16 protein-coding genes, 2 tRNA genes, 3 rRNA genes and 2 pseudogenes are annotated in these 24,402 nt (G+C 44.0%); 7 read left to right on the top strand and 16 right to left on the bottom strand.

From position 1 onward, the window contains the following. Positions 1-103: 103 nt before the first annotated feature. A complete protein-coding gene (gene polA / locus C3F22_RS01670) occupies positions 104-2,869 on the bottom strand; it encodes a DNA polymerase I (protein WP_104425766.1) in 2,766 nt (921 codons plus the stop codon). 161 nt (positions 2,870-3,030) lie between these two features. Here polA and C3F22_RS01675 point away from each other — a divergent pair, with 161 nt between their 5' ends. Then, a complete protein-coding gene (locus C3F22_RS01675; protein WP_104425767.1) occupies positions 3,031-5,736 on the top strand; it encodes a DUF2339 domain-containing protein in 2,706 nt (901 codons plus the stop codon). A gap of 150 nt (positions 5,737-5,886) precedes the next feature. Here C3F22_RS01675 and C3F22_RS01680 read toward each other — a convergent pair whose 3' ends face one another. Both C3F22_RS01680 and C3F22_RS01685 read right to left on the bottom strand, forming a co-directional pair. Continuing rightward, entirely contained in the window at positions 5,887-6,810 is a 924-nt protein-coding gene (locus tag C3F22_RS01680) for a mechanosensitive ion channel family protein (RefSeq protein ID WP_104425768.1), read from the bottom strand. Between the two features lie 9 nt (positions 6,811-6,819). Next, on the bottom strand, positions 6,820-7,650 hold the full coding sequence (locus C3F22_RS01685; protein WP_104425769.1) for a hypothetical protein: 831 nt from the start codon (positions 7,648-7,650) through the stop codon (positions 6,820-6,822). Between the two features lie 93 nt (positions 7,651-7,743). Here C3F22_RS01685 and gspE point away from each other — a divergent pair, with 93 nt between their 5' ends. Next, on the top strand, positions 7,744-9,231 hold the full coding sequence (gene gspE / locus C3F22_RS01690; protein WP_004783540.1) for a type II secretion system ATPase GspE: 1,488 nt from the start codon (positions 7,744-7,746) through the stop codon (positions 9,229-9,231). A gap of 173 nt (positions 9,232-9,404) precedes the next feature. Here gspE and C3F22_RS01695 read toward each other — a convergent pair whose 3' ends face one another. From C3F22_RS01695 to C3F22_RS01715, 5 genes are all read right to left on the bottom strand, one after another. Then, positions 9,405-9,830, bottom strand: a complete 426-nt coding sequence (locus tag C3F22_RS01695) for an organic hydroperoxide resistance protein (RefSeq protein WP_104425770.1) — start codon at positions 9,828-9,830, stop codon at positions 9,405-9,407. A gap of 118 nt (positions 9,831-9,948) precedes the next feature. Continuing rightward, entirely contained in the window at positions 9,949-10,776 is an 828-nt protein-coding gene (locus tag C3F22_RS01700; RefSeq protein WP_104425771.1) for a carbon-nitrogen hydrolase family protein, read from the bottom strand. Positions 10,777-10,796: 20 nt separating this feature from the next. Continuing rightward, positions 10,797-11,315, bottom strand: a complete 519-nt coding sequence (gigB, locus tag C3F22_RS01705) for an anti-anti-sigma factor GigB (RefSeq protein ID WP_004783532.1) — start codon at positions 11,313-11,315, stop codon at positions 10,797-10,799. Between the two features lie 112 nt (positions 11,316-11,427). Then, the gene (gene gigA / locus C3F22_RS01710; protein ID WP_104425772.1) at positions 11,428-12,396 is read right to left on the bottom strand and encodes an RsbU family protein phosphatase GigA; all 969 of its coding nucleotides are present in this window, start codon (positions 12,394-12,396) and stop codon (positions 11,428-11,430) included. 103 nt (positions 12,397-12,499) lie between these two features. Further along, a complete protein-coding gene (locus C3F22_RS01715; protein WP_104425773.1) occupies positions 12,500-13,417 on the bottom strand; it encodes a VacJ family lipoprotein in 918 nt (305 codons plus the stop codon). Positions 13,418-13,964: 547 nt separating this feature from the next. Here C3F22_RS01715 and C3F22_RS01725 point away from each other — a divergent pair. The 5 genes from C3F22_RS01725 to rrf all read left to right on the top strand — a co-directional run bounded on the left by C3F22_RS01725 (position 13,965) and on the right by rrf (position 19,393). After that, positions 13,965-15,502: ribosomal RNA gene (locus C3F22_RS01725) — 16S ribosomal RNA — on the top strand. Positions 15,503-15,563: 61 nt separating this feature from the next. Continuing rightward, positions 15,564-15,640: transfer RNA gene (locus C3F22_RS01730), tRNA-Ile, on the top strand. Positions 15,641-15,701: 61 nt separating this feature from the next. Further along, positions 15,702-15,777, top strand: a tRNA-Ala gene (locus tag C3F22_RS01735). A 407-nt stretch (positions 15,778-16,184) separates the two neighbouring features. After that, positions 16,185-19,076: ribosomal RNA gene (locus tag C3F22_RS01740) — 23S ribosomal RNA — on the top strand. 202 nt (positions 19,077-19,278) lie between these two features. Then, positions 19,279-19,393 (top strand): 5S ribosomal RNA (gene rrf / locus C3F22_RS01745). The 16S, 23S and 5S rRNA genes sit together here with 2 tRNA genes alongside, the layout of an rRNA operon. Before the next feature lie 108 nt (positions 19,394-19,501). Here the strand turns inward: rrf and C3F22_RS01750 are convergent. From C3F22_RS01750 to C3F22_RS01780, 8 genes and pseudogenes are all read right to left on the bottom strand, one after another. Then, positions 19,502-19,920: pseudogene (locus C3F22_RS01750) on the bottom strand (roadblock/LC7 domain-containing protein). 10 nt (positions 19,921-19,930) lie between these two features. Continuing rightward, positions 19,931-20,475: pseudogene (locus tag C3F22_RS01755) on the bottom strand (GTP-binding protein). After that, positions 20,456-20,788: a hypothetical protein gene (locus C3F22_RS18455; protein ID WP_228203564.1), complete on the bottom strand. Its 333-nt coding sequence runs from the start codon at positions 20,786-20,788 to the stop codon at positions 20,456-20,458. Before C3F22_RS18455 ends, C3F22_RS01755 begins: the two are co-directional and overlap by 20 nt. Positions 20,789-20,907: 119 nt before the next feature. Then, positions 20,908-21,465 (bottom strand): hypothetical protein, encoded by a 558-nt coding sequence (locus tag C3F22_RS18460; RefSeq protein ID WP_228203565.1) that lies wholly within the window; start codon positions 21,463-21,465, stop codon positions 20,908-20,910. A gap of 105 nt (positions 21,466-21,570) precedes the next feature. Then, complete coding sequence (locus C3F22_RS01765; protein ID WP_104425774.1) at positions 21,571-21,912, bottom strand: hypothetical protein; 342 nt, start codon at positions 21,910-21,912, stop codon at positions 21,571-21,573. Positions 21,913-22,333: 421 nt separating this feature from the next. Then, a complete protein-coding gene (locus C3F22_RS01770; RefSeq protein ID WP_104425775.1) occupies positions 22,334-22,981 on the bottom strand; it encodes a hypothetical protein in 648 nt (215 codons plus the stop codon). 18 nt (positions 22,982-22,999) lie between these two features. Next, positions 23,000-23,428 carry a ClpXP protease specificity-enhancing factor gene (locus C3F22_RS01775; RefSeq protein WP_104425776.1) on the bottom strand — a complete coding sequence of 143 codons (429 nt, stop codon included), beginning with the start codon at positions 23,426-23,428 and terminating at the stop codon, positions 23,000-23,002. Continuing rightward, entirely contained in the window at positions 23,421-24,089 is a 669-nt protein-coding gene (locus C3F22_RS01780) for a glutathione S-transferase N-terminal domain-containing protein (RefSeq protein WP_104425777.1), read from the bottom strand. Before C3F22_RS01780 ends, C3F22_RS01775 begins: the two co-directional genes overlap by 8 nt. Between the last annotated feature and the right edge of the window lie 313 nt (positions 24,090-24,402).

Genomic DNA, 24,402 nt, shown 5'->3' on the forward strand with positions numbered 1-24,402 from the left:
AAGAAAATTCCCTCTCCTTGTAGGAGAAGGTTAGGATGAGGTCTATAAATTTAAATAACCTCCATCCCAACCTTCCTCCTAAAAGGAGGAAGGAGCTTTAGTATTAATGCGCTTCATCCCAGTTCATGCCTTTACCGACTTCCACAACCAAAGGTACAGAAATTTCAATCACGGATTGCATCACTTCAGCCAGTTGAGGTGCCAGTTCATCTGCAATCGCTTCATCGACTTCAAATACCAATTCATCGTGGACTTGCAGCAGCATTTTGGCTTGATCTTTAGGCAGCATTTTATCAACTTCAATCATCGCCATTTTGATGATGTCTGCAGCCGAACCTTGTAATGGTGCATTAATCGCAGCACGTTCAGCGGCTTTGCGGACCATCATGTTACGGGCATCGATATCCGGTGTATACAAACGGCGACCTAGAATAGTTTCGACAAAGCCTTGTTCCAATGCCACCTGACGGGTACGCTGCATATATTCATAAATCCCCGGATAACGGCGGAAATACTGTTTGATATATTCCTGTGATTCCTGACGAGTGAAACCTAACTGACGAGTCAGACCAAATTCAGACATGCCATAGAGCAGGCCGAAGTTCACGGCTTTGGCCTGACGACGCTGATCATTGGTCACTTCTTCGAGTGGGATGCCCAGAACTTCAGCTGCGGTACGACGGTGCACGTCCTGTCCATGGTTAAAGGCATCTACTAGCGCATCATCCTGAGATAAATGTGCCATGAGACGCAATTCAATCTGTGAATAATCCGCTGCGAGTAAGACACGACCTTCAGGCGCAATAAAGGCCTTACGAATCTGACGTCCGATTTCCGCACGAATTGGAATGTTCTGCAAGTTTGGATCGGTTGATGATAAACGGCCGGTTGCAGTCAGTGCCTGATGGTAACTGGTATGCACACGATGGGTCTCATTATTGGCCTGTTTGCATAGACCATCGGTATAGGTACTTTTCAGTTTGGACAGACCCCGATATTCCAGAATCAGTTCAGCAATCGGGTGTTCCAGTTTTTCCAGCACACTTTCACTGGTGCTGTACTGACCGGTAGAGGTCTTTTTACCACCTTTCAGGCCCAGTTTGTCAAACAGAACTTCGCCGACCTGTTTTGGAGAGCTGACATTAAATGTTTCACCGGCTATTTCCGTGATCTGATTTTCCAGATTCTGCATGGTTTGAGCAAATTCACAACCGAGTTGATCCAAGAAAGCCAGATCCAGTCGGATGCCATTTTCTTCCATGCTGGTCAGCACACGCGCTACAGGCATTTCAATATTGTGTAGAATATTGACCAGCTCAGGATAAGTTTGAAGCTTTTTGCTCAGTACTTCAAACAAACGATAGGTCACATGTGCATCTTCTGCGGCATAGTGTGCTGCGGTTTCGATCTCGATTTTATTGAAAGTTTTTTGTTTGGCGCCTTTACCTGCCACCTGTTCATAGGTCGTGGTTAAGTGGCTTAAGTACAGACGAGCCACATCATCCATGCCATGACGGGTGGCAACCGAGTTGAGCACATAAGAAGCCAGCATGGTATCAAAATACCAGCCCGCCAGATGAATGCCGTGATTTTCCAGAACATGCGCATCATATTTCAGGTGGTGGCCAATTTTCTGAATCGCTTCATCTTCTAAAATCGGTTTGATCTGAGCCAAAATTTCTTCACGATTGAGCTGTTCTGGCGCACCTTCATAATCATGTGCTAGCGGTACGTAATAGGCATCCTGTGCATCAAAAGCCACCGAAAAACCGACAATCTGTGCAATCCGATAATCCAGGCTGGTGGTTTCAGTATCAAAAGCAAAGCGTTTTTCAGTGTTTAAACGTTCAAACAGCTTGCCCCAATCTTCCTGAGTCAACACAGTATGATACGTCGCTTCTCCAAGCTGATCATTATCACTGCTTAGTGTCGCCTGCTGGTCATCGGCTTCCTGAGGTTCAGGTGCTGCTTTGGCAGTAATCGATTGGGTAGCCTGTTTATAATTACGGTTGTTTGGATTATTCGGATGATCCAGTGATTGCAGCTGGTTACGGAATTCCAGTTCGGTATACAGATTACGTAAAGCTTCTACATTTGGATCCTGAAGTTTCAGGTCATCATAAGTGAAGCTTAAATCCAGATCGCAAATAATGCTGGCCAATTGATGATCCAATGCAATGCCATCGGTATTGTCTTTAATATTCTGACCCACTTTACCTTTGATCTTGTCGACATTTTCCAGAATGCCACCAATCGAGCCATATTCATTGAGTAATTTGGCTGCAGTTTTCGCTCCGATCCCAGGCACACCCATAATGCCGTCTGAGGCATCGCCCATCAGGGTCAGGTAGTCAATGATCTGGTTTGGCCATACACCAAACTTTTCAAAAACCCCATCAACATCCATCGGTTTTTCTTTGAAACTGTCTTCCAAGGTCACTTTATCAGTCACCAGTTGTGCCATGTCTTTATCACCGGTTGAAATCAGTACCTGATGACCTAAAGCTTCAGCACGTTTCGCTAATGTACCAATAATGTCATCAGCTTCCGCACCTGGCAGCATATGCAGGGGAATGCCCAAAGCACGAATCAAGGCATGTAAGTATGGAATTTGCTGGGACAGTTCTTCCGGCATACTCGGACGGTCACCTTTATAAATAGGTGATAGCTCGTGACGGAAAGTCGGTTCAGGCGTGTCGAAAATCACCGCCATATGGGTTGGCTGGGTACGGCGCATCAGTTTTTGAATAGCAGAAATCGCACCACGAATTGCATTGGTGTGCAGACCGGTTGACGTGGTTAATGGTGGTAGTGCATGAAAGGCACGAAATAAAAAGTAAGAGCCATCGACCAAGACAAATGGTGGCATGTAATCAATTCCTTATTCAAAAAACAGTTTTATTGTACGTGATTTTTACTGCACTCGCAGGGGCAAGTCGGTTTCTACAGCTTAGCGAATATCGGGTGAAGATGAAATAAGCAGTACAAGCTGTTGTATGATGACATGGTTAAGGAACGAGAACGAGAAGAATGACGGCAGGGCAAAATGAATTGCGTATGATCTGGCTGATTAGTCTGGTAATTGTGGGAATAAGTGCATGGTATCTGGAATTGCAGATCGTGACTTATCTCACTGGTCTGGGTTTCCTGATCAGCGTGATGCAATATATCAGTGCCATTGAAGCGCCCGTGCGGGATCTGACTGCACCGACGCAGGTGATTGTGCCAGCCAATTCTAAAATACCGCTGTATATTTCTTCTATTATCGCCATTGTCGGAGGCGTGACTGAGCTTAACTGGCTGATGGGGATCGGCATTACCGCGTGGATCTTCTTTCTATTACGCTGGCTACAACGTTTGGAACGTAAGATTGTCCAGTTGCAATCTCGTTACCGGTCAGCAGATCGGACTCATCCAGAAATCACTCAACCAGATATTCCTTTACCCATTACCGCTCAAGCTAGTCCAGATCAACCACAATTGCTGGATCAGATCCAACAATGGATTTTTCGTGGAAATCCGGTTCTTAAAGCTGCGATCGCGATTTTGGTCATTGGGATTATTTTATTACTCCGTTTTGCAACAGAGCACTGGCAGCTGAGCCTGGCGGTAAAATTGGGACTGGTCGCTTTATCTGCTGTTGTTGTGACCGGATTGGGTTATACCCTGATCGCTAACAATCGAAGTTTCGGTCTGGCACTGGAAGGCTTGGGATTAGGAGCATTATTTCTGACCTTGTTCTTTGCCTATTACAATCTGGTGATTGCCACGTTGTCACTCGCAGCTCTGGTGTTTTTGGTTATTTTGGCAATTACGCTGTACTTAAGCTTGAAACAGGAAAGTATTGAGCTGGCAGTTATGGCTTTATTTATTGCCTATCTGGCGCCGTTTACCTTGCCGACCCGGGATGCTTCTGCGGTTGAGTTCATCAGTTATTATCTGCTGATTAATATTGGCGTGCTGTTACTCAGCAGTTTGCGGCCCTGGAAAATCCTGAACCAGATTGCTTTTCTAGTCACAGTCATAGTAGGTGGGATGTATAGCCTGATTCATGGTCATACATACGAACGTTATACAATGACGGCTCTGATTCTGGCACATAGTGCAGTATTCATCTGGCTAGGCTTTCGTTTTAGCCAGTTACTGGCCCGACAGGATCTTTCCCGTTTTCGTTTAAAACCGGTTCTGGATCTGGCCCTGATTTTCGCTGCACCGATTACCGCCTATATTTTCCTGTATCTGATTCATTTCAATCAGCCTGATCAGAAGCTTTGGCAAGCCGGGCTTAGTCTGTTATTTGCCGGGATATTTGCAATCTGTTGGACTTTAGTGCGTCGTAGAGAAAGTATTCAGGTCATTTCCCAAAGTTATCTCAGCTTGATGCTGATCTTCCTGGCTTTGATTCCCCCCATTTTATTGACAGAGCAGTGGAGCGTAGTCGGTTGGGCGGTTGAAGGCGTACTAATTTATCTCTGGGCATTGGAAAAGAATATTCGGGTTGCGCATTATCTGAGTATGGGACTGCTGATCATGGCAGGCTTCAGTAGTGTTTACTATCTGATTGAGCTTAATCCCACACCGCGGGAAATTTTCTGGATTCTCAGCTTCTGTTATGTCGCCGTCGTCTTCCTGAGTCAGCTTAAAGCCAAATATCGCCAGCAGCTGAATAGTTTAAGTATCAGTTTTCTGAGCATTCTCAGTTTTGCTGGAATTTTGATGTTGTTTGCCTTGCTTGAAGATGAATTTGCTCATGAGCAGGCCTATATTTATAGTTTATTCAGTCTTGCACTGGGTCATACGGTTCTAAGTGAAATCATACAACGCAAGCATCAGGAATGGTGCTGGTTATTGCCAAAATGGAGCAGTCTTACGCCATTGGTGATCATTGCGATTTTGCTGGCTGTTGATCATAGCGAAAATGGGATTCTGGTCTGGCCAAGTGCTTTGGAGCGTGGAATCTTTGCACTTTCATCATTATTGCTGGCTGCTTTATGGTTAAGACCGGTGAAAGGGATTGATTTATCCAAAGAGTGGATGAGCTTTGGTGTTTTTGCCAGCCTGGCTTTAGCCAGTTTATGCCTAATACCGAGCATGCCTTATCTCAGTATGGTAATTCTGCCTCTGGTATTCTGGTTCTGGTGTTACCGACAAAAAGAAAATTCAGAGTGGCGTTTACTCTGGCAAAGTAAAAACTGCTTGGTATTAATGGGAGCTTGGTTAATATGCTCACAGCTGTTTAACCAGCAAGCTTTCCAATATTACTGGCTGCCTCTATTCAATCCATTTGATCTGATCAGTCTGGCCATGCTTGCCAGTTTCCTATGGATGCTGTTGCAGCAGATTCGGGCAGGACACGATCGCGGTATGATGTCGGTACTGATGGTGCTAAGCCTGTTATGGCTGTCGAGCTATATTGTATTACGGGCTCTACATATCTATCTGCAAACACCATTTAATAGTCTGGAATTATGGAGCAATGCTACGGTGCAGCTAAGTTTGACGATTCTTTGGGTATTGTTGGCTTGGGCAACCATGTGGACGGCTACGCTAAAAAGGCTTAAACCGATGTGGATTTTAGGAGGCAGTATTCTGGTGATCGTCAGCTTGAAGCTGGTGTTATTCGACTTATCTCATACCGGTACACTGACACGTGTGATTTCATTCTTGCTGGCCGGTGGGGTCATGCTACTGATTGCGTATATAGCACCAATGCCGGATGGGGAGAAAAGGGTTTGAATCTAAATTACTCGATTTGAGCGTTAATTTAATCTCCCCAACCCCTGAACGAGCTTAAAGCACTGCTTTAAGCGATATGTAAAAGAAAGACAGGCTTTTTATGACAGTCCCTCCCTTAGTAAAGGGAGGTGAGGAGGGATTTAGAAAAAGTTATTTTAAATCCGGCTCTCTCTTCAGCTCCTTCTCATTGGCATATTGATCAACGTCTTCATTTTCCAGTGGGCGAGCCAGTGGATGATCAACAAAGCCCATTTTCGGTACCGGAATTTCAATCTGGTTATCGAGAAAGCCATTTCGAATCCGTTCCTGCATTTCATCACGGACTTTCAGATAATTTTCCTGCTGACACCAAATCGCAAACAAAAGTTCAATCGAAGATTCACGGAAGGCGGTGACTGTGACTGCAGGCTTTGGATCGGCCAGAACCAGCGGATATTTATTGGCAACATCAAGCAGTACTTCACGCACCTTGATGATGTCTTCATGGAAATTAATAGCCAAGGTAATCGGAATACGCCGAATTGGAAACTTGGACAGGTTGTGTACCGGAGCCCGAATCAGTTGTTCGTTCGGCAAACGTATATAGATATTATCTTGGGTAAGCAGTTTAACCGAGAGCAGATCAATCGAAATCACTTCACCTTCAACGGTATGTCCACGAATCAGTGTAATCTGAATGGTATCACCGACCTCAAAAGATCCTTCACCAATCAGGAAGATACCGCTGATCAGGTTGGATGCAGAGGTTTGAGAAGCGAAACCCAAAGCCACAGTTAAAATACCCGCTGCACCGAGAAAAACACTGAGCTTAAAGCCGGCTTCCTTCAAACTCGCCATCACAAACAACAGGAAAATAAAGTAGAAAATCCCGCGGCGCCAGACCATTTGCTGATGCGCATTAAAGCGTATACCGACAGTACGGATAAAAGCATTCGAGAAAAAACGTGCGATCAGGAAACCAATAAAACACAGCACAACCGCGACGACAATTTCAGTCAGGCGATCCGTATTAATATTGGTAAATACTCCCTTGAGACTGTTGGTGACTTCGGTTGGAATATTCGAATTTGGCATCACACGCTCTTAGAAAAATGAATCAAACATATTAAATAAATTTCCCGCTGGATCACGCGGTGGGTGTAAATAATCTACTTCACCCGCATTGGGCGGGGTACGGTTTTCCACCCGGATCCGAGGTGGGCGATCCAGACCTTCATGCAAAACCTTAATCTGCGAGGTCCACAGACGTTCAGTGCTGGCACTATAAAAGAGAGGCAATGCAGGTACTGGAACATTCATTCGATCGAAACGCAGTTGCTGCTGACTGGTATTATGAAATTCAATCGGGGTCACAGCACGGAATGCACGAGGACGTAATTGTTGGAGCTCGGTTCTTCCGTCAACTGCGGTAGCATAGCAAATTTCACCGGAACGATGATTGGGTCCAAACCAGGTGTCTTTCGGTAAAATCACTGGAAGATCAAAAATCGGTTCACGTTGACCTTCGACAAAACCGGCAATCCATAGCGGGGTGCTGATATAGAGGGTTCCACGTTGTCCAGCCGGAATATAAATCGGATCAACCGGTTTAATTACTACGGAGCGATTCGCCAGACGCGGCATAAGCTGTAACTTGCTTTGGGTAGATTTGAACATATAGCGTTCAATTTTCACCGGTTTCGGAAATGCAAACAGTGGATCATTAATCTGATGCCATTGCTGTTCATAATCGTACTGCACCGTCGGACGATAATATTCCAGTCGCCATTCCTGCAAACCTCTGGTCAAACGAAACAGCAGAGAGCCAAATTGCCAAGCCTTAGACTCGTTAATTTCAAAACTTTGCTCTCCCCACCATTGAATTCTGGGAGGCTGCAGGTTTAATTCCTCTTGATCTTGCGGCAATGTTGGCATCCTTTCTTGCTAAATCTTTGAAAACATACTTCACGCTGTCATATGCTTAGAGTACACTCAATTTAAATTTTTTCATCATTATTATAATCTGCGATGCAAGTACTGAAACAATTACAAATCCCGTATAGCTTTGCGAAACGTCATGGTGTGCTATTGCGTTATGAGGGAGATCAGGCTTTTATTGTCCGTCGTGACAATACATCTATGCTTGCATTACAGGAAGCACGCCGTTTGCTGGGTCATCCGGCCCAGTATCAACATTGTACAGAACAAGAATTCAATCAGTTACTCAGTTCCAGTTTTGCCGGCGATAGTGGTGAGTCACAGCAGGTCGCGGCTGGTCTGGAAGATCACCCGGATTTATTAAGCCTTGCTGATTCGGTCCCTGAAGCCGAAGATCTGATGGATCAAGAGGATGATGCGCCTATTGTCCGTCTGATCAATGCCTTGTTGTCTGAAGCAATCCGGGTTGGAGCTTCAGATATTCATGTGGAATCTTTTGAAAAACGACTTTCCGTACGTTTGCGTGTCGATGGGCAGTTGCGTGAAATTGTGCAGCCACGTCGTGAACTGGCACCATTACTGGTATCACGGATCAAGGTCATGGCCAAGCTGGATATTGCGGAAAAACGGATTCCTCAGGATGGCCGTATTTCCTTACGTCTGGCAGGTCGTGAAGTCGATGTTCGTGTTTCGACCTTGCCATCTTCTTATGGTGAGCGGGTGGTGATGCGTTTGCTGGACAAACAAGCTGGCCGTCTGAATATGACTCATCTGGGCTTGATGAATAATGATTATGATCGACTCAAGACCTTGGTGCATCGTCCTCATGGCATTATTCTGGTGACTGGACCTACCGGTTCGGGTAAGACCACTACCTTATATGCAGCACTCTCTGATCTGAATGATGGTTCCAAAAATATTCTGACAGCTGAAGATCCAGTGGAATATCAGTTAGAAGGGATTGGTCAGACTCAGGTAAATACCAAAGTCGATATGACCTTTGCCCGTGCCTTAAAAGCCATGTTACGTCAGGATCCAGATGTGGTGATGGTAGGGGAAATCCGTGATCTGGAAACTGCAGAAATTGCAGTTCAGGCATCATTGACTGGTCACCTGGTATTATCAACACTACATACCAATACTGCGATTGGTGCAGTGACGCGTTTAAAAGATATGGGAATTGAGCCATTCTTACTATCCAGCTCTTTAATTGGCGTAGTTGCTCAGCGTCTTGTGCGTACCTTATGTCCACATTGTGCGACCTGGAAGGATGCAGATGCATTTGAGAAAAATCTGTTTGAACATATTGAGCATCCACAGGATTTAAGATTACCTCAACCGCACGGTTGTGAACGCTGTGGGAATACCGGCTTTAGTGGACGTACCGCCATTTATGAAATTGTACCGGTCGATGAGCATATGCGCCGTCTGATTCATGGCAATGCGGCTGAATATGAGCTGGAAACCTATGCACGTCAGCAATCAGGTTCAATTCGCGATGATGGTTTACGTAAAGTGCTGGCTGGTAAAACCACGATTGAAGAAGTTCTGCGTGTAACCAATGAGGCGGCAGAGTAAATTTTTATTCGATGGGATAGGAAGGCACTGTTTTCTTAAATAAATATCTCAAATGATCATTTTTTTATTAAATAGCATAAAGCAATTTTGATCAAAATTTTATAAGAATGATCAGCTCTATCCTGAAATGACTTCTGATTTTTCAGGATAGAGAGTGGAATGCTTATGTAGACTTAGGTGATGACATTCAAAGTAACATCAATATTGTTACGGGTTGCATTTGAATAAGGACAAACGATGTGTGCGGCATCGACCAGCTTTTGTGCTTCTTCCTGTTCCATGCCTTCTAAATGAACATTTAAAGTCACTTCAATACCAAAACCGGTAGGAATCGGACCAATGCCAACTTCACCCTCAATATAGGCATCTTTGCTAATATTGATTTTATCCCGGTTGGCAACAAACTTCATGGCACCTAAAAAACAGGCTGAATAACCTGCAGCGAACAATTGTTCAGGATTGGTCCCGCCACCTGGGCCACCCATTTCCTTAGGCACTGCCAGTTTTACATCCAGAATCTGATCGTCAGAGGTTGCACGGCCATCTCGACCGCCTGTAGCTTTGGCACGTGCGGTATATACTACTTTTTCTAATGACATGAGAGTATTTCCTGCTTGTTCTTTTATGGAACTTCTATGCTCCATAATTTCTAGGGAAGAATAAGCAGGGATTTTGTTAATTTATGCAAGCGAATGAGAATGCAGTAGAAAGTCTGACTTAAGAAAATTGTAATAGCTTGTGATGCTGCATGAGTGGCATAGACTCACGCACTTTGGCCTGCTCAGTCAAATCAAAATCAACCATAATAATCTGTGCGCCTTCCGCATGCACCATATCGAGAAGTTGACCACGGCTGTTTGTGGCAGCGGCATGTCCCCAAGTTTGACGTTTTTCACCATGCCAACCCTGTTGAGCAGCACCGAGAACTGTGCATTGGGTATCCATAGCACGTGCTTGCAATAATAATTGCCAGTGCATTTGGCCAGTGGTGTAAGTAAAGGCAGATGGCGCAGTTAAAATATTCGCGCCTTGGCCACGTAAATGAAGCGCGAGTTCAGGGAAACGCAGGTCATAGCAGACCATCATACCGATATTGCCAAAAGGCGTTTTCGCAACAACAATATCGGTACCTGGTTCAAAAAATTGGGATTCCTGATAGCCACCAACAGCATCACCGACCTGTACATCAAAGAGGTGAATCTTGTCATAGCGGGCTTCAGTTTTTTCTGGGCTAATACATAGACTTACGGTTCGAACCCGGTCATCTTCAATAATCGAACCATCAGGACGATAAGGACAGGGTAATGTCCCCGCGATAATCCAGATCTGATATTGATGAGCCAGCTGTTCCAGACGTTGTTGAATGCTCTCGAACTGAGCAGCGGTTTCGCGCTGTTTACCAGCAGCAAAACAGACGAAATTTTCAGGAAAGACAATAAGTTCAGCGCCTTTTGCTTTACTTTGTTGAATTAATGATTCGATGGTCATGAAATTTTGCTCAATTTCATTCTGGGAATTCATCTGTGCAACAGAAAGTAAAGTCATAGGGATTCCTTATTGTGTGTTTATACCTTTTGTTCAGACACTTGATCTAGATTATCTTGTTCTTTTTGCAACTGTTTGACCAAGGGCTCAAACATATTCTGGTTGCTCTGATTTAACCGCATTAAAGTCTTGTGTGCATCCAGAACAGTTTTCAGCATCGCTTGATGCGTCACATGTTCTTCCATCAGTTTACGCGTGCATACATTTGAATCACCGCAGTAATCCAAAATGACAAAGACCTGCCCCAAGCCCATACTGTTGGCCAGAGTCGTGATATCAGAGTTCGTCGACAACATCACCGCCTGGATCTTATGGAGCTGCTTAAGTTTAAGTCCTAATTTTGCTAGGACACCCAGTACAGTGCTGTCAATAAAGCTGGTTTCAGTCAGATCAACAATTGCGCCAACAACGTTGTCCTGCTGCTCAAGTTTGTTCAGTAATTTGTCTAGACTAATACAAGATTGGGCCCGCACTTCGCCGATAAGCTTAAAAATATGCGTTCCATTCAAGCTTGCATATTCAACATGACCTGTTGACATATAAATGCCATTTGCAGAGAAGGATATTAAATTATCCCATAGGGTCTACGGATACTCAAGTAGCTGAAAGTCGCAATCAAATTAAGTGCTTATAAAGCTTGTAATTATACTGCTATTTCACTCTTATAAAGCTGAGAATGGCAATATCGTCGGCAACATGTTCGGGTGCCTCGAAGGATTCGTTTTGTAAGTGATGCAATAATTGGGAAAATTGTTCATTCAGACCGCCGCTAAACGGCTCCAATGCCCCATCTGAACATATAATGAAACGTGCATTGCGGCTGAGGATATACTCATTTTCTTCTACCTCAAGGTCTTCAGTGAGGCCAAGAGGGAAGCTGCTGGATGACAGGATTTTTGGTTCCTGATTCGGTTCAAAGATAATCGGAGGAGGGTAGTGACCAGCACTGGACCATTTCAAGACATGGGTTTCCAGGTTCAGGATTCCGGCAATCATGGTGATATGCTTTTCGATATTTTCCTGAACCAGCATCCCGTTTAGTTTCTTGATTAGCTCACGAGGCGTTTTGGAGCGACCATGAAAAGCCGCCATCCAGGACGTTAATAAACTGCTGGTAACGCCATGGCCAGAAACATCCGCAAGATAGAAAATGACTTCTTTATCGCTGATTTTCCAGTAATCGTACCAATCGCCAGATAGATAAGCAGAAGGCTGAAAATAGGTTTCAACCGCATAATTGGTTAATTCAATTTCATTCGGCAGCAAACGTTTTTGTAGCTCTGCCGCAGAAGGAAGATCACGACTATCCTGATTACGCTTATATTGCGCATCAATTTTTTGTAATGCGATATCGGGTTGTTGAGGCAGTTTATCCCAGATCCAGCCTGCCAAAGCACCTTGTTCCCAAGCTTGTGCCAAGGCTGTTCCTTCATTTTCTAGCGCTAATACTACAGTCGGAAGGTTCCACTTATATTTCAGATAATCATGTACATCTGCAATAGCAATAATCGTTGCATCGTACAACTCGTGATCTTCCAGTTTGATTACTTGAACGTGCGGAAGCTTCTCAAGTACTTGATCTAAATAAGGAATATCACGGTTAGGTTGAATGAAATACATAGACAGGTAGTTCGATCCTGGAATGAGTTATAAGATGTACTATAACAAGCAAATGATTGCTAGCGAACAGTTTCCGCTAGCAAATCATCATTGAGCTTAGGTTTCAAAGGTCATCACTAGAAGATTCAGTCTCATTTTCATCGAAAGATTCATCTTCAAGATTTTCATCATCGAAGTCATCTTCAAGGAATAAAGATTCCTGTTCCAGACCTTTTTTCTGGGCGATCATATAATTGGTACGCTGCAAATAAATATCGCGAATTTGTGCATAACGATCACCTGTTAACACACCTTCAATATCAAGTAATTCTGCACGATTATCAATTGCACGCCAGAATTGATCACCCCAATACAAGCCTTCATCATCTTCAAGAATATATTTCTGTGGACGGGTCTGGCTATCGACTGCCATACCGAAAGTATCACGCACAGAACTTGGGCCCAGGAACGGTAACATCACATAAGGGCCAGAAGGTACACCATAATAACCTAGTGTGATCCCGAACTTTTCATCTTCATGATCCAATCCCAGACGACGGGCAGGATCTGCCAGACCTAAAGTAGTTAAGGTATTAATGGTAAAACGGCCCAAAGATTTTACCGCACGAGCAGGACGGCCCTGAATCAACTGGTTTACCGCATTCCATGGTTCACCCAAATTGCTACGGAACTGGGTGTAGCTGCCACGAACATCTTGAGGAACCTTTTCCTGATACTGAACCGCAATGGGGCGAACGACTGCCTGATCGATTGCATTATTAAATTGATACACCTTTCTATTCCAGCCCTGAAAAGGATCTTTAACTTCTTCAGCCTGTGCAGCACTAGCATCGACTTTTAGCTGGGTTTGCAGGTGACTCACCTTGGAAGATATTTTTTCTCTGAGTGGAACCGTATCAGTAGTAGTAGAAGATTCAGTTTCTATTTCAGTCTGTTCAGCCTGAGTAGTGTCTTCAGCAAAAATTAATGGGCTAGAGGCCAAAGAAAATAAGCATAAAGATAAATAAATAGAGCGATGCATAAGGAAACCCCAAAGCCTTGTTCTGAGTATAGTGGCGTTGTTTAACCCGGAATAATAAACTGTATTACTAGGAATAGGCGTAATTTAAGCAAAATTGTATAATAAATGAATAAAAACTTCATAAAAGACTAAAAATTAGACATGCGGTAAGATTTATTTAAAAAAGGTGTTGCAAGGCATCTGAAATGCTGTAGAATGCACATCCATCGGCGGTGATGAAGATTAAAACTTCTGATAAAACAGTAACTTAGCATGAAATAGTTAAGTTGGGTTTTAGAAAGGGGTTTTAAAAATAATTTTCATTACTGGTTGACTTTCTAGAGATAGAGAGTAATATAGCCGACCTAGCTTGCTACTGACGAAGTAGTAAGAAGATCATTAAGAGATTATGAAGAACAACTTGTGTGGATTTTTACTGGTTGATTGATCGAAATTATTTTCATTGATTGATTGGTTTGAATTACTCGAAGTTTATTTGAGCGAAATTTAAGTCAGGAAATTGATGAGCCAAGTTTAAGAGTTTTACTTATAAAACTCGAAATGATTTTAACTGAAGAGTTTGATCATGGCTCAGATTGAACGCTGGCGGCAGGCTTAACACATGCAAGTCGAGCGGGGATAGGGTGCTTGCACCTGATTCCTAGCGGCGGACGGGTGAGTAATGCTTAGGAATCTGCCTATTAGTGGGGGACAACGTTCCGAAAGGGACGCTAATACCGCATACGTCCTACGGGAGAAAGCAGGGGATCTTCGGACCTTGCGCTAATAGATGAGCCTAAGTCGGATTAGCTAGTTGGTGGGGTAAAGGCCTACCAAGGCGACGATCTGTAGCGGGTCTGAGAGGATGATCCGCCACACTGGGACTGAGACACGGCCCAGACTCCTACGGGAGGCAGCAGTGGGGAATATTGGACAATGGGGGGAACCCTGATCCAGCCATGCCGCGTGTGTGAAGAAGGCCTTTTGGTTGTAAAGCACTTTAAGCGAGGAGGAGGCTTACCTGGTTAATACCCGGGATAAGTGGACGTTACTCGCAGAATAAGCACCGGCTAACTCTGTGCCAGCAGCCGCGGTAATACAGAGGGTGCAAGCGTTAATCGGATTTACTGGGCGTAAAGCGCGCGTAGGTGGCTAATTAAGTCAAATGTGAAATCCCCGAGCTTAACTTGGGAATTGCATTCGATACTGGTTAGCTAGAGTATGGGAGAGGATGGTAGAATTCCAGGTGTAGCGGTGAAATGCGTAGAGATCTGGAGGAATACCGATGGCGAAGGCAGCCATCTGGCCTAATACTGACACTGAGGTGCGAAAGCATGGGGAGCAAACAGGATTAGATACCCTGGTAGTCCATGCCGTAAACGATGTCTACTAGCCGTTGGGGCCCTTGAGGCTTTAGTGGCGCAGCTAACGCGATAAGTAGACCGCCTGGGGAGTACGGTCGCAAGACTAAAACTCAAATGAATTGACGGGGGCCCGCACAAGCGGTGGAGCATGTGGTTTAATTCGATGCAACGCGAAGAACCTTACCTGGCCTTGACATACAGAGAACTTTCCAGAGATGGATTGGTGCCTTCGGGAACTCTGATACAGGTGCTGCATGGCTGTCGTCAGCTCGTGTCGTGAGATGTTGGGTTAAGTCCCGCAACGAGCGCAACCCTTTTCCTTATTTGCCAGCACTTCGGGTGGGAACTTTAAGGATACTGCCAGTGACAAACTGGAGGAAGGCGGGGACGACGTCAAGTCATCATGGCCCTTACGGCCAGGGCTACACACGTGCTACAATGGTCGGTACAAAGGGTTGCTACTGCGCGAGCAGATGCTAATCTCAAAAAGCCGATCGTAGTCCGGATCGCAGTCTGCAACTCGACTGCGTGAAGTCGGAATCGCTAGTAATCGCGGATCAGAATGCCGCGGTGAATACGTTCCCGGGCCTTGTACACACCGCCCGTCACACCATGGGAGTTTGTTGCACCAGAAGTAGGTAGTCTAACCTTAGGGAGGACGCTTACCACGGTGTGGCCGATGACTGGGGTGAAGTCGTAACAAGGTAGCCGTAGGGGAACCTGCGGCTGGATCACCTCCTTAACGAAAGATTGACGATTGGTAAGAATCCACAACAAGTTGTTCTTCATGACGATGTATCTGAGGGTCTGTAGCTCAGTTGGTTAGAGCACACGCTTGATAAGCGTGGGGTCACAAGTTCAAGTCTTGTCAGACCCACCACTAACGACAAGCAAGCAATTGCAGAGTGAGGAAATCAGAGACATTGACTTATTGATAAGCTGGGGACTTAGCTTAGTTGGTAGAGCGCCTGCTTTGCACGCAGGAGGTCAGGAGTTCGACTCTCCTAGTCTCCACCACTCATTGCGATGCAATGAGTTAAACATTAAGCAAACGAACTGATAGCTTATAGAGCTTAGTGATTAAGTTGCGTATAATACGCGGCATTGTTATTAAGCTCTGTGATTTATCACAGTAATGCAGTCCGACGAGGATGCATATTAAATCATTAACAGAATATATTTGAGTTGAAATAATTTGTTCATACTCATGAAAGAGCGGAAACAAGAGATCGCAAGATTGACTGTTGAAGTGATTGAATGAGAACTAGCGAAATTAACTGAATCAAGCGTTTTGGTATATGAATCTAATTGAAGCTGTACAGTAGTTAAATCTACGAAACGCCAACTGTATGAGAGTGATGAGTAATCATCATAATCTGTTGCTCATCCTACTTGTAGGGATGAACGACTGTTTGGGGTTGTATAGTCAAGTAATTAAGTGCATGTGGTGGATGCCTTGGCAGTCAGAGGCGAAGAAAGACGTGATAGCCTGCGAAAAGCTCCGGGGAGGCGGCAAATATCCTGTGATCCGGAGATGTCTGAATGGGGAAACCCACCGGCTATAAGGTCGGTATCATAAACTGAATACATAGGTTTATGAGGCGAACGCGGAGAAGTGAAACATCTCAGTATCCGTAGGAAAAGAAATCAATTGAGATTCCCTCAGTAGCGGCGAGCGAAAGGGGAACAGCCCATTAAGTCATATCAGTTTTAGTGGAATGCTCTGGGAAGTGCAACCATAGTGGGTGATAGTCCTGTACACGAAAGGGCTGATATGATGATGTCGAGTAGGGCGAGGCACGTGAAACCTTGTCTGAATATAGGGGGACCATCCTCTAAGGCTAAATACTCCTGACTGACCGATAGTGAACCAGTACCGTGAGGGAAAGGCGAAAAGAACCCCTGTGAGGGGAGTGAAATAGATCCTGAAACCGCATGCATACAAGCAGTGGGAGCCACTTTGTGTGGTGACTGCGTACCTTTTGTATAATGGGTCAGCGACTTATATTCAGTAGCGAGGTTAACCGAATAGGGGAGCCGTAGAGAAATCGAGTCTTAATAGGGCGTATAGTTGCTGGGTATAGACCCGAAACCGGGTGATCTATCCATGAGCAGGTTGAAGGTTGGGTAGCACTAACTGGAGGACCGAACCCACTGTCGTTGAAAAGCCAGGGGATGACTTGTGGATAGGGGTGAAAGGCTAATCAAACTCGGTGATAGCTGGTTCTCCCCGAAAGCTATTTAGGTAGCGCCTCGGACGAATACCATTGGGGGTAGAGCACTGTTTCGGCTAGGGGGTCATCCCGACTTACCAAACCGATGCAAACTCCGAATACCAATGAGTACTATCCGGGAGACAGACTGCGGGTGCTAACGTCCGTAGTCAAGAGGAAAACAATCCAGACCGCCAGCTAAGGTCCCTAAATTATAGTTAAGTGGGAAACGATGTGGGAAGGCATAGACAGCTAGGAGGTTGGCTTAGAAGCAGCCACCCTTTAAAGAAAGCGTAATAGCTCACTAGTCGAGTCGGCCTGCGCGGAAGATGTAACGGGGCTAAAACTATGTACCGAAGCTGCGGATTTGCAATTTATTGCAAGTGGTAGGGGAGCGTTCTGTAAGCCGATGAAGGTGGATTGAGAAGTCTGCTGGAGGTATCAGAAGTGCGAATGCTGACGTGAGTAACGACAAAACGGGTGAAAAACCCGTTCGCTGAAAGACCAAGGGTTCCAGTCCAACGTTAATCGGGGCTGGGTGAGTCGACCCCTAAGGCGAGGCCGAGAGGCGTAGTCGATGGGAAATTGGTTAATATTCCAATACTTCAGTGTAATGCGATGAGAGGACGGAGAAGGTTAAGTCAGCCTGGCGTTGGTTGTCCAGGTGGAAGACAGTAGGCATGCATCTTAGGCAAATCCGGGGTGCTCCATGCTGAGAGTTGATAGCAAGCCAGTTTACTGGTGAAGTGGCTGATACCATACTTCCAGGAAAAGTCTCTAAGCTTCAGTTACACTGGAATCGTACCCGAAACCGACACAGGTGGTCAGGTCGAGTAGACCAAAGCGCTTGAGAGAACTCTGCTGAAGGAACTAGGCAAAATGGTACCGTAACTTCGGGAGAAGGTACGCTGCCGGCGGTGATAGGACTTGCTCCTTGAGCTGTTGGCAGCCTCAGAAACCAGGCCGCTGCAACTGTTTATTAAAAACATAGCACTCTGCAAACACGAAAGTGGACGTATAGGGTGTGATGCCTGCCCGGTGCTGGAAGGTTAATTGATGGGGTTAGCGTAAGCGAAGCTCTTGATCGAAGCCCCAGTAAACGGCGGCCGTAACTATAACGGTCCTAAGGTAGCGAAATTCCTTGTCGGGTAAGTTCCGACCTGCACGAATGGCATAATGATGGCGGCGCTGTCTCCAGCAGAGGCTCAGTGAAATCGAATTCGCCGTGAAGATGCGGTGTACCCGCGGCTAGACGGAAAGACCCCGTGAACCTTTACTGCAGCTTGACATTGAACTTTGATCTTACTTGTGTAGGATAGGTGGGAGGCTTTGAAGTGGTGACGCTAGTTGCCATGGAGCCGTCCTTGAAATACCACCCTGGTAATATTGAGGTTCTAACTCTGCTCCCTGATCGGGAGCGAGGACCATGTCTGGTGGGTAGTTTGACTGGGGCGGTCTCCTCCTAAAGAGTAACGGAGGAGTACGAAGGTGCGCTCAGCGTGGTCGGAAATCACGCGTAGAGTATAAAGGCAAAAGCGCGCTTAACTGCGAGACCCACAAGTCGAGCAGGTACGAAAGTAGGTCTTAGTGATCCGGTGGTTCTGTATGGAAGGGCCATCGCTCAACGGATAAAAGGTACTCTGGGGATAACAGGCTGATACCGCCCAAGAGTTCATATCGACGGCGGTGTTTGGCACCTCGATGTCGGCTCATCTCATCCTGGGGCTGAAGCAGGTCCCAAGGGTATGGCTGTTCGCCATTTAAAGAGGTACGCGAGCTGGGTTTAGAACGTCGTGAGACAGTTCGGTCCCTATCTACCGTGGGCGCTGGAAATTTGAGAGGATCTGCTCCTAGTACGAGAGGACCAGAGTGGACGAACCTCTGGTGTACCGGTTGTGACGCCAGTCGCATCGCCGGGTAGCTATGTTCGGAAGGGATAACCGCTGAAAGCATCTAAGCGGGAAGCCCACCTCAAGATAAGATTTCCCCGAGACTTTATGTCTCCTAAAGAGCCGTTGAAGACTACGACGTTGATAGGTTGGATGTGGAAGCATAGCGATATGTGAAGCTGACCAATACTAATTGCTCGTGAGGCTTGACTATACAACACCCAAGCAGTTGTATATAAAGCATCAATTGATTTCATATTGATCTAACGATCAGACGAAGCCTTGATTTAGTTAAGCTAATCGAACAAACTACTGCGACTCAGATACATCTGTTAATGCATTCTATTTGAAGAAAGCTAGGCAAACGAAGCGTAAGCAACGTAGATAAGACCATAGCGAGTAATCATCCCAGTTGTGCTGGCGACCATAGCAAGAGTGAACCACCTGATCCCTTCCCGAACTCAGAAGTGAAACCTCTTAGCGCTGATGGTAGTGTGGGGTCTCCCATGTGAGAGTAAGTCATCGCCAGCTCATTATTCCAAAAGCCCTCTGCTTACGCAGGGGGCTTTTTTTATGCGTGAAATAAAGATGAAATAGAAAAAGACTTAAATAAATTTAAGCCTTTTTGAATCTATCTATTTATTGATCTGCCGCGATAATGGATTGTGTTGCATGCTTTAGCATATACAGGGCCTGACCCAATAAAAATGTCTTTTTCAGCCAAAGTAACCAGAATAAGAGGGTGCTTCGGTGCTGCAACTGCTGTCAAAATAGCTTTACCATTTTCTGCATCCAAAGTGATGTTCTGACAGCCAGTAAGATGGATTTCCTTAGTAAATACAGAAACCATCACTAAAATCGAACTGCTCACCGCAGCCAGTTTGCTGTTGTTATAGTTGTCTTTCTTATGAATTATTGCCAATTCAAACCCATCTGTTGAGCAGACCATTACATAATATACGCCACGAACATACATCACTAATGATCTCCTGAATTTGCTGTTTGGCATGCTGAACGAGGGCTTCCGGGGCTTGACGTCTTTCTTGTATAGTAAGCATGCTTTAATCCTTAGCTCATGAGGTTATGGTTGACTTCGATTGAAGTAATGAGGGCTTCTAAGAGAAGTAAGACGTCATCTTTTTGACGTGCATCTACAAAAAAGAGAGGAGTATAAAGGTCCTGCTGGATTAGCCAGTCCTTATAAATCTGGGTAAAATGAGGGCTTTCAAGATCACTATGCGTAATCCCAACGGCAATATTATTCGTATATTCCTGGAATACTTCGATATAGCTTTTCAGTTCCTGGATCGGATCATTCACTGTATGATCGATGAGAATAATAGCACTTAGTGCGCCTTGACAGATGGCAGGCTAGATAAAGTCAAAGCGGCTTTGTCTTGGCGTCCCATATAGTCCAATTTTGGTTCCATCTTCTAAGGTGATTTCACCATAATCGATTCCTACCGTGGTTTCCATTTTTGAATGGCTGCGGTCGTCAGTATTCAGTGCCTCAGTGAGTAACACTGGTATATATTAGATAAGGAACGTATCGCGGCTGTTTTATCTGCGCCCATGGAGCCCGCAAAAACGATTTTATATTGTTGTAAAATCATAAGTATTTACTTTATTAAAATCCAAATTTAAATCGTAGCTTTCCAAAAAAGCTTTTAATGAAACTTTGCTGTTCTGTTCTTTCAACTGGCGCAGTGGTGAGATAACGACTTTCCCAAGCATTAATTTTTCCAATATTTCCTGAAACCATACTGGCTGCAATAAATTGTCGAAGTGTGAATAAAGAAATTGCATGTTGCTCAGCAATTTTTGAAATCTTAGCGCCTTAAATAAAGCAGGCAGATATCTGAAAAATACGTTTTTTATGTAGCGGATGAGCTGACTTTGGCCAGTAATGAATTTTGTAGTGACCATCTTCAGGTGCGATCTGAGCAAAATTAGGCGAGTCCCAGAAAAAATTCCATAACCAGTCCTGCAGAATCTGCGTTTCTCTACGTGTCACTTTTAATAGGTCGCTAGTAAGCGAAGTCGTATTAAAATGAAAAGTCTATACCTGTTTCAGCCCGGTCTTTGTTTAACCAAACCAAGTTTTTTGCTGAGTCAATGATGGCAATGGTGCCATGCTGATCATAGAGATGTAATTTGCCTTTTTCAGGATGCAGCATCTCTTTAAAAAAGTTGATGGTATAGGGAGGGTCAGAAGATTGCTGGGAGTGAACTAGCGTTGAAAATATAGGTTCTTCTATTTCTGGTTTAATTTCTGAATTAAGAACATTTTGCTCAAACCAGTGCTTGAGAATTTGTGTGTTTTGCAGGGGTAAAGCGAGCGTGTTATTTATAATCTGGTTCGAATATTGAGCATTTTTAGAGATGCATAAATAAGGACATTTTTGGTTTTTGAGAACACGTTGAATACCCTCTGTTTCAAGAAAGTATTCATACACCAACAGGCAATCGAGATGAGGATCGGAAGCAGTGTTCCATTGCAGGATAAAATGGTCAGGAGTGATGTGTTGTAAAGTCTTTTTTAGTTCATCAGCATCGTGAATACTTAAACCTGCTATTCCAATATGAATATAATGCCTATGCATTTTAAGTCTCGATTAAACTTTATATTTTATTGGGTGAAGCGCATAAGAATCCCCTTTATCGCATGAAATAAAGGGGAAAACTGTGTATTAGCTGAAGTCTAAACCTTATTCAAAAGATTTAAGCTCATGACGAGCCATAGCCAGGTTTGCTTTAGAGCGATCCAGTACAAGATACAGGAATACATTATTATTCTTTTCGAGTGGGCGAATCAGATGATATTGCTTGCCCAGCGTAATCAGAATATCTTCAATCGAGTCATTCAGGTTTAATGAATTCGCTACACGGCGTTTAGCGCGAACCACTTCTGTATTGCCGGCTGCTGCAAGTTTGCGATCGATATTGCCACCACCTTGAGTTGCTAAAGCCAAGCCGCTTTCACCATCAGCTAATGCTGCAGCAACGAAACCATCAATGTCTGTAAGTGTATCTAAGGTTACCTTAGCCACAATTATTTCCCTGTTATAAAAATAGTTGATGTGATAGTTGTATTTGATGAAGTTCGAATATTATCTTTTTCATTCAAATTCATTATAAAAATGGGCAAGTAAATTACAATTGAAATAAAAACCATATAAAATTTAATGGGTTAATTTAAATTTTAATTTTTAACTTCTACTTTTTAATTATGTGATGCGTTTATCTTTTTATTTAAGGATATGTGAAGTGATTTTGTGATTATTTTTTGACCTATAATCTCAGCTTAATCTAAAAGATGTAACAAAATATTTTGAATTGATTATTGAGCTAATTAGGTAAAAATCTCAGTTAAGAAAATTGATTTACCTTATTCCCTGATAAATTTGAAGAATAAAAAAAGCCAATATCTCATTGGCTTTTAGTAAAACTGAATTTTTGAGGTTGAAGTATTTATGCAAATACGCGTAATACTGCATCAATCAGTACCCAAAGAATCGCAAGCGCAACCACTGGCTCAACGATTTTTGCCCAGGTTGGTGTTTCTACAACAGCAACTTCTTCAACATCATGATGCTGGCTATTTTGATGAACCATTTGGCTAAACTCCTTCATTGTTGCTTCTAATGATAGCTCTTCTTCATGAATTGGTTTAGAGCCTTTGAGTTCTGTTAGGTTATTTGTTGTCCAAACCCAATCATCTGCCTGGCCAGACAAATGTTCAATTTGTCCTTTTAGCAGCTCTTGGATACTGGTCTGATTATGATTGCCAGTATCATGTAACTGCTTTAATTCAGTCAGCTGAAAATGGAAAATTTCAGACGTGAGCTGTTCCAGCTCGGGTTTTGGTAAAGTTGACTGGTTTTCCACTCGGGTAATCAGGTGACGGGCGATTTCCAGGATATAAAGTTCATCTGGATGCTTGATTTCATTATAAATTTTTTGCGGGTTATTGCGCCATTCGCTAATCAGTTTGCCTAAAGTGAGAGCATTGATTTCTGAAATATATTTACGTCTTTCTTCTTTTGTATAGCTTTGTAGAAGCTCAGGCTTTTGAGTTTCTATCTGTTCAACAAAATATTGTACTAAATCAAAAGCCATTCACTTACTCCATTATTTTTAATCTAATAACCTTAGGGTTGGTTTTTTCTTTGCGGGTTCAGGCTGTTCTTCAGTGCTTGATTTTAAAGCATCTTCATCATTTTGTGTATGCTCATATTCATTTGGATCAAAGAATAATCCCTGACCGTTCTCACGTGCATAGATCCCGAGGACTGCTGCCATCGGTACATAGATATCACGTGATACACCACCAAAACGTGCTGAGAAGGTGATGGCTTCGTTATCCATATTCAGCGCATGAACTGCATGCGGCACAATATTCAGGACAATCTGGCCATCTTTAATAAACTGCTCGGGTACCATGGTATTTGGACGTGTAGCATCGACCAGTAGATAAAGCGTCATATTGTTATCGCAAATCCACTCATAGATTGCACGTACCATATAGGGACGGGTAGGACTTAAGTTGAATTCTTGTTCAGACATGATGTTTCTCTACAGGTTTGATTTGCTCTTGGTAGCGGTTTTTTTCCTGCAAGGTCATGGATTTTGCAAATGCAGGACGGCTAAAAACTCGTTGGCAATATAAATAAAATGGACGACATTGTTGTCGAGGTAATTCTACTCCCATGCTTTTGAGTCGAATGAAAATGGGAGCCAGCATACAATCTAAGATGCTGAATTGTTCCGACATAAAATAAGGAAAATGCTGGAACAGGGGCGTTAATGAAATCAGTATATCATGCAACTGTTTTTGAGCCTTCACTTTGGCTGCAGCGTCCAGAGTATCCGGATGGCATAGCATGATATCTGCCAGTTTGAGCCAGTCATTTTCAAAACGCCAGATATATTGCCGCTGTTCCGCACGAGGCATGGGGGCATCTGCATAGAGCTTATTCTGGCGGTAACGATCATCAATATATTCGGAAATAATGCTGGTATTGAATAACTTTAAATCATTTTCAATCAGCATGGGCAGCTGGTTATAAGGATTGAGGCTGGCCAGATCTTCATCATCGCTATCGACCAGAATCAGGTTATATTTAATCTGCTTTTCGGCAAGTACGTAGCGAATCCAATGGGAACGAAAGTCATCGGCATGGCTATATAAGGTGAGTCCTTGAAGTGGCGCGCTTTCGACTGACATAAATCCTGATTAAGTTCTAATGAATAGACTAGGATACTAAAAATCAACCCAAAAAGCACGAAGCATAAAAAGCCAATTGGACTAAGGCAGGGTAGAGTAGAGAAAAAAATGAAAGGAGCAGAACAACATGATCATAAATTTTGGCTTAATCATTTTGTTTATTATTATCGGTGTTGCGAATTATTATCTGACCAAATCCTTCTGGTGCCATGAAGGAGTGTGGGGTAAGGATGTGCATGAACAATGACAATAATATTAAGTGGCCATTTTAAAACCATAAAAAAACCCTGGAATAAACCAGGGTTTTTTGTCC

Source organism: Acinetobacter sp. ACNIH1, from assembly GCF_002934695.1.
In the GTDB taxonomy this organism is placed as follows: domain Bacteria; phylum Pseudomonadota; class Gammaproteobacteria; order Pseudomonadales; family Moraxellaceae; genus Acinetobacter; species Acinetobacter variabilis.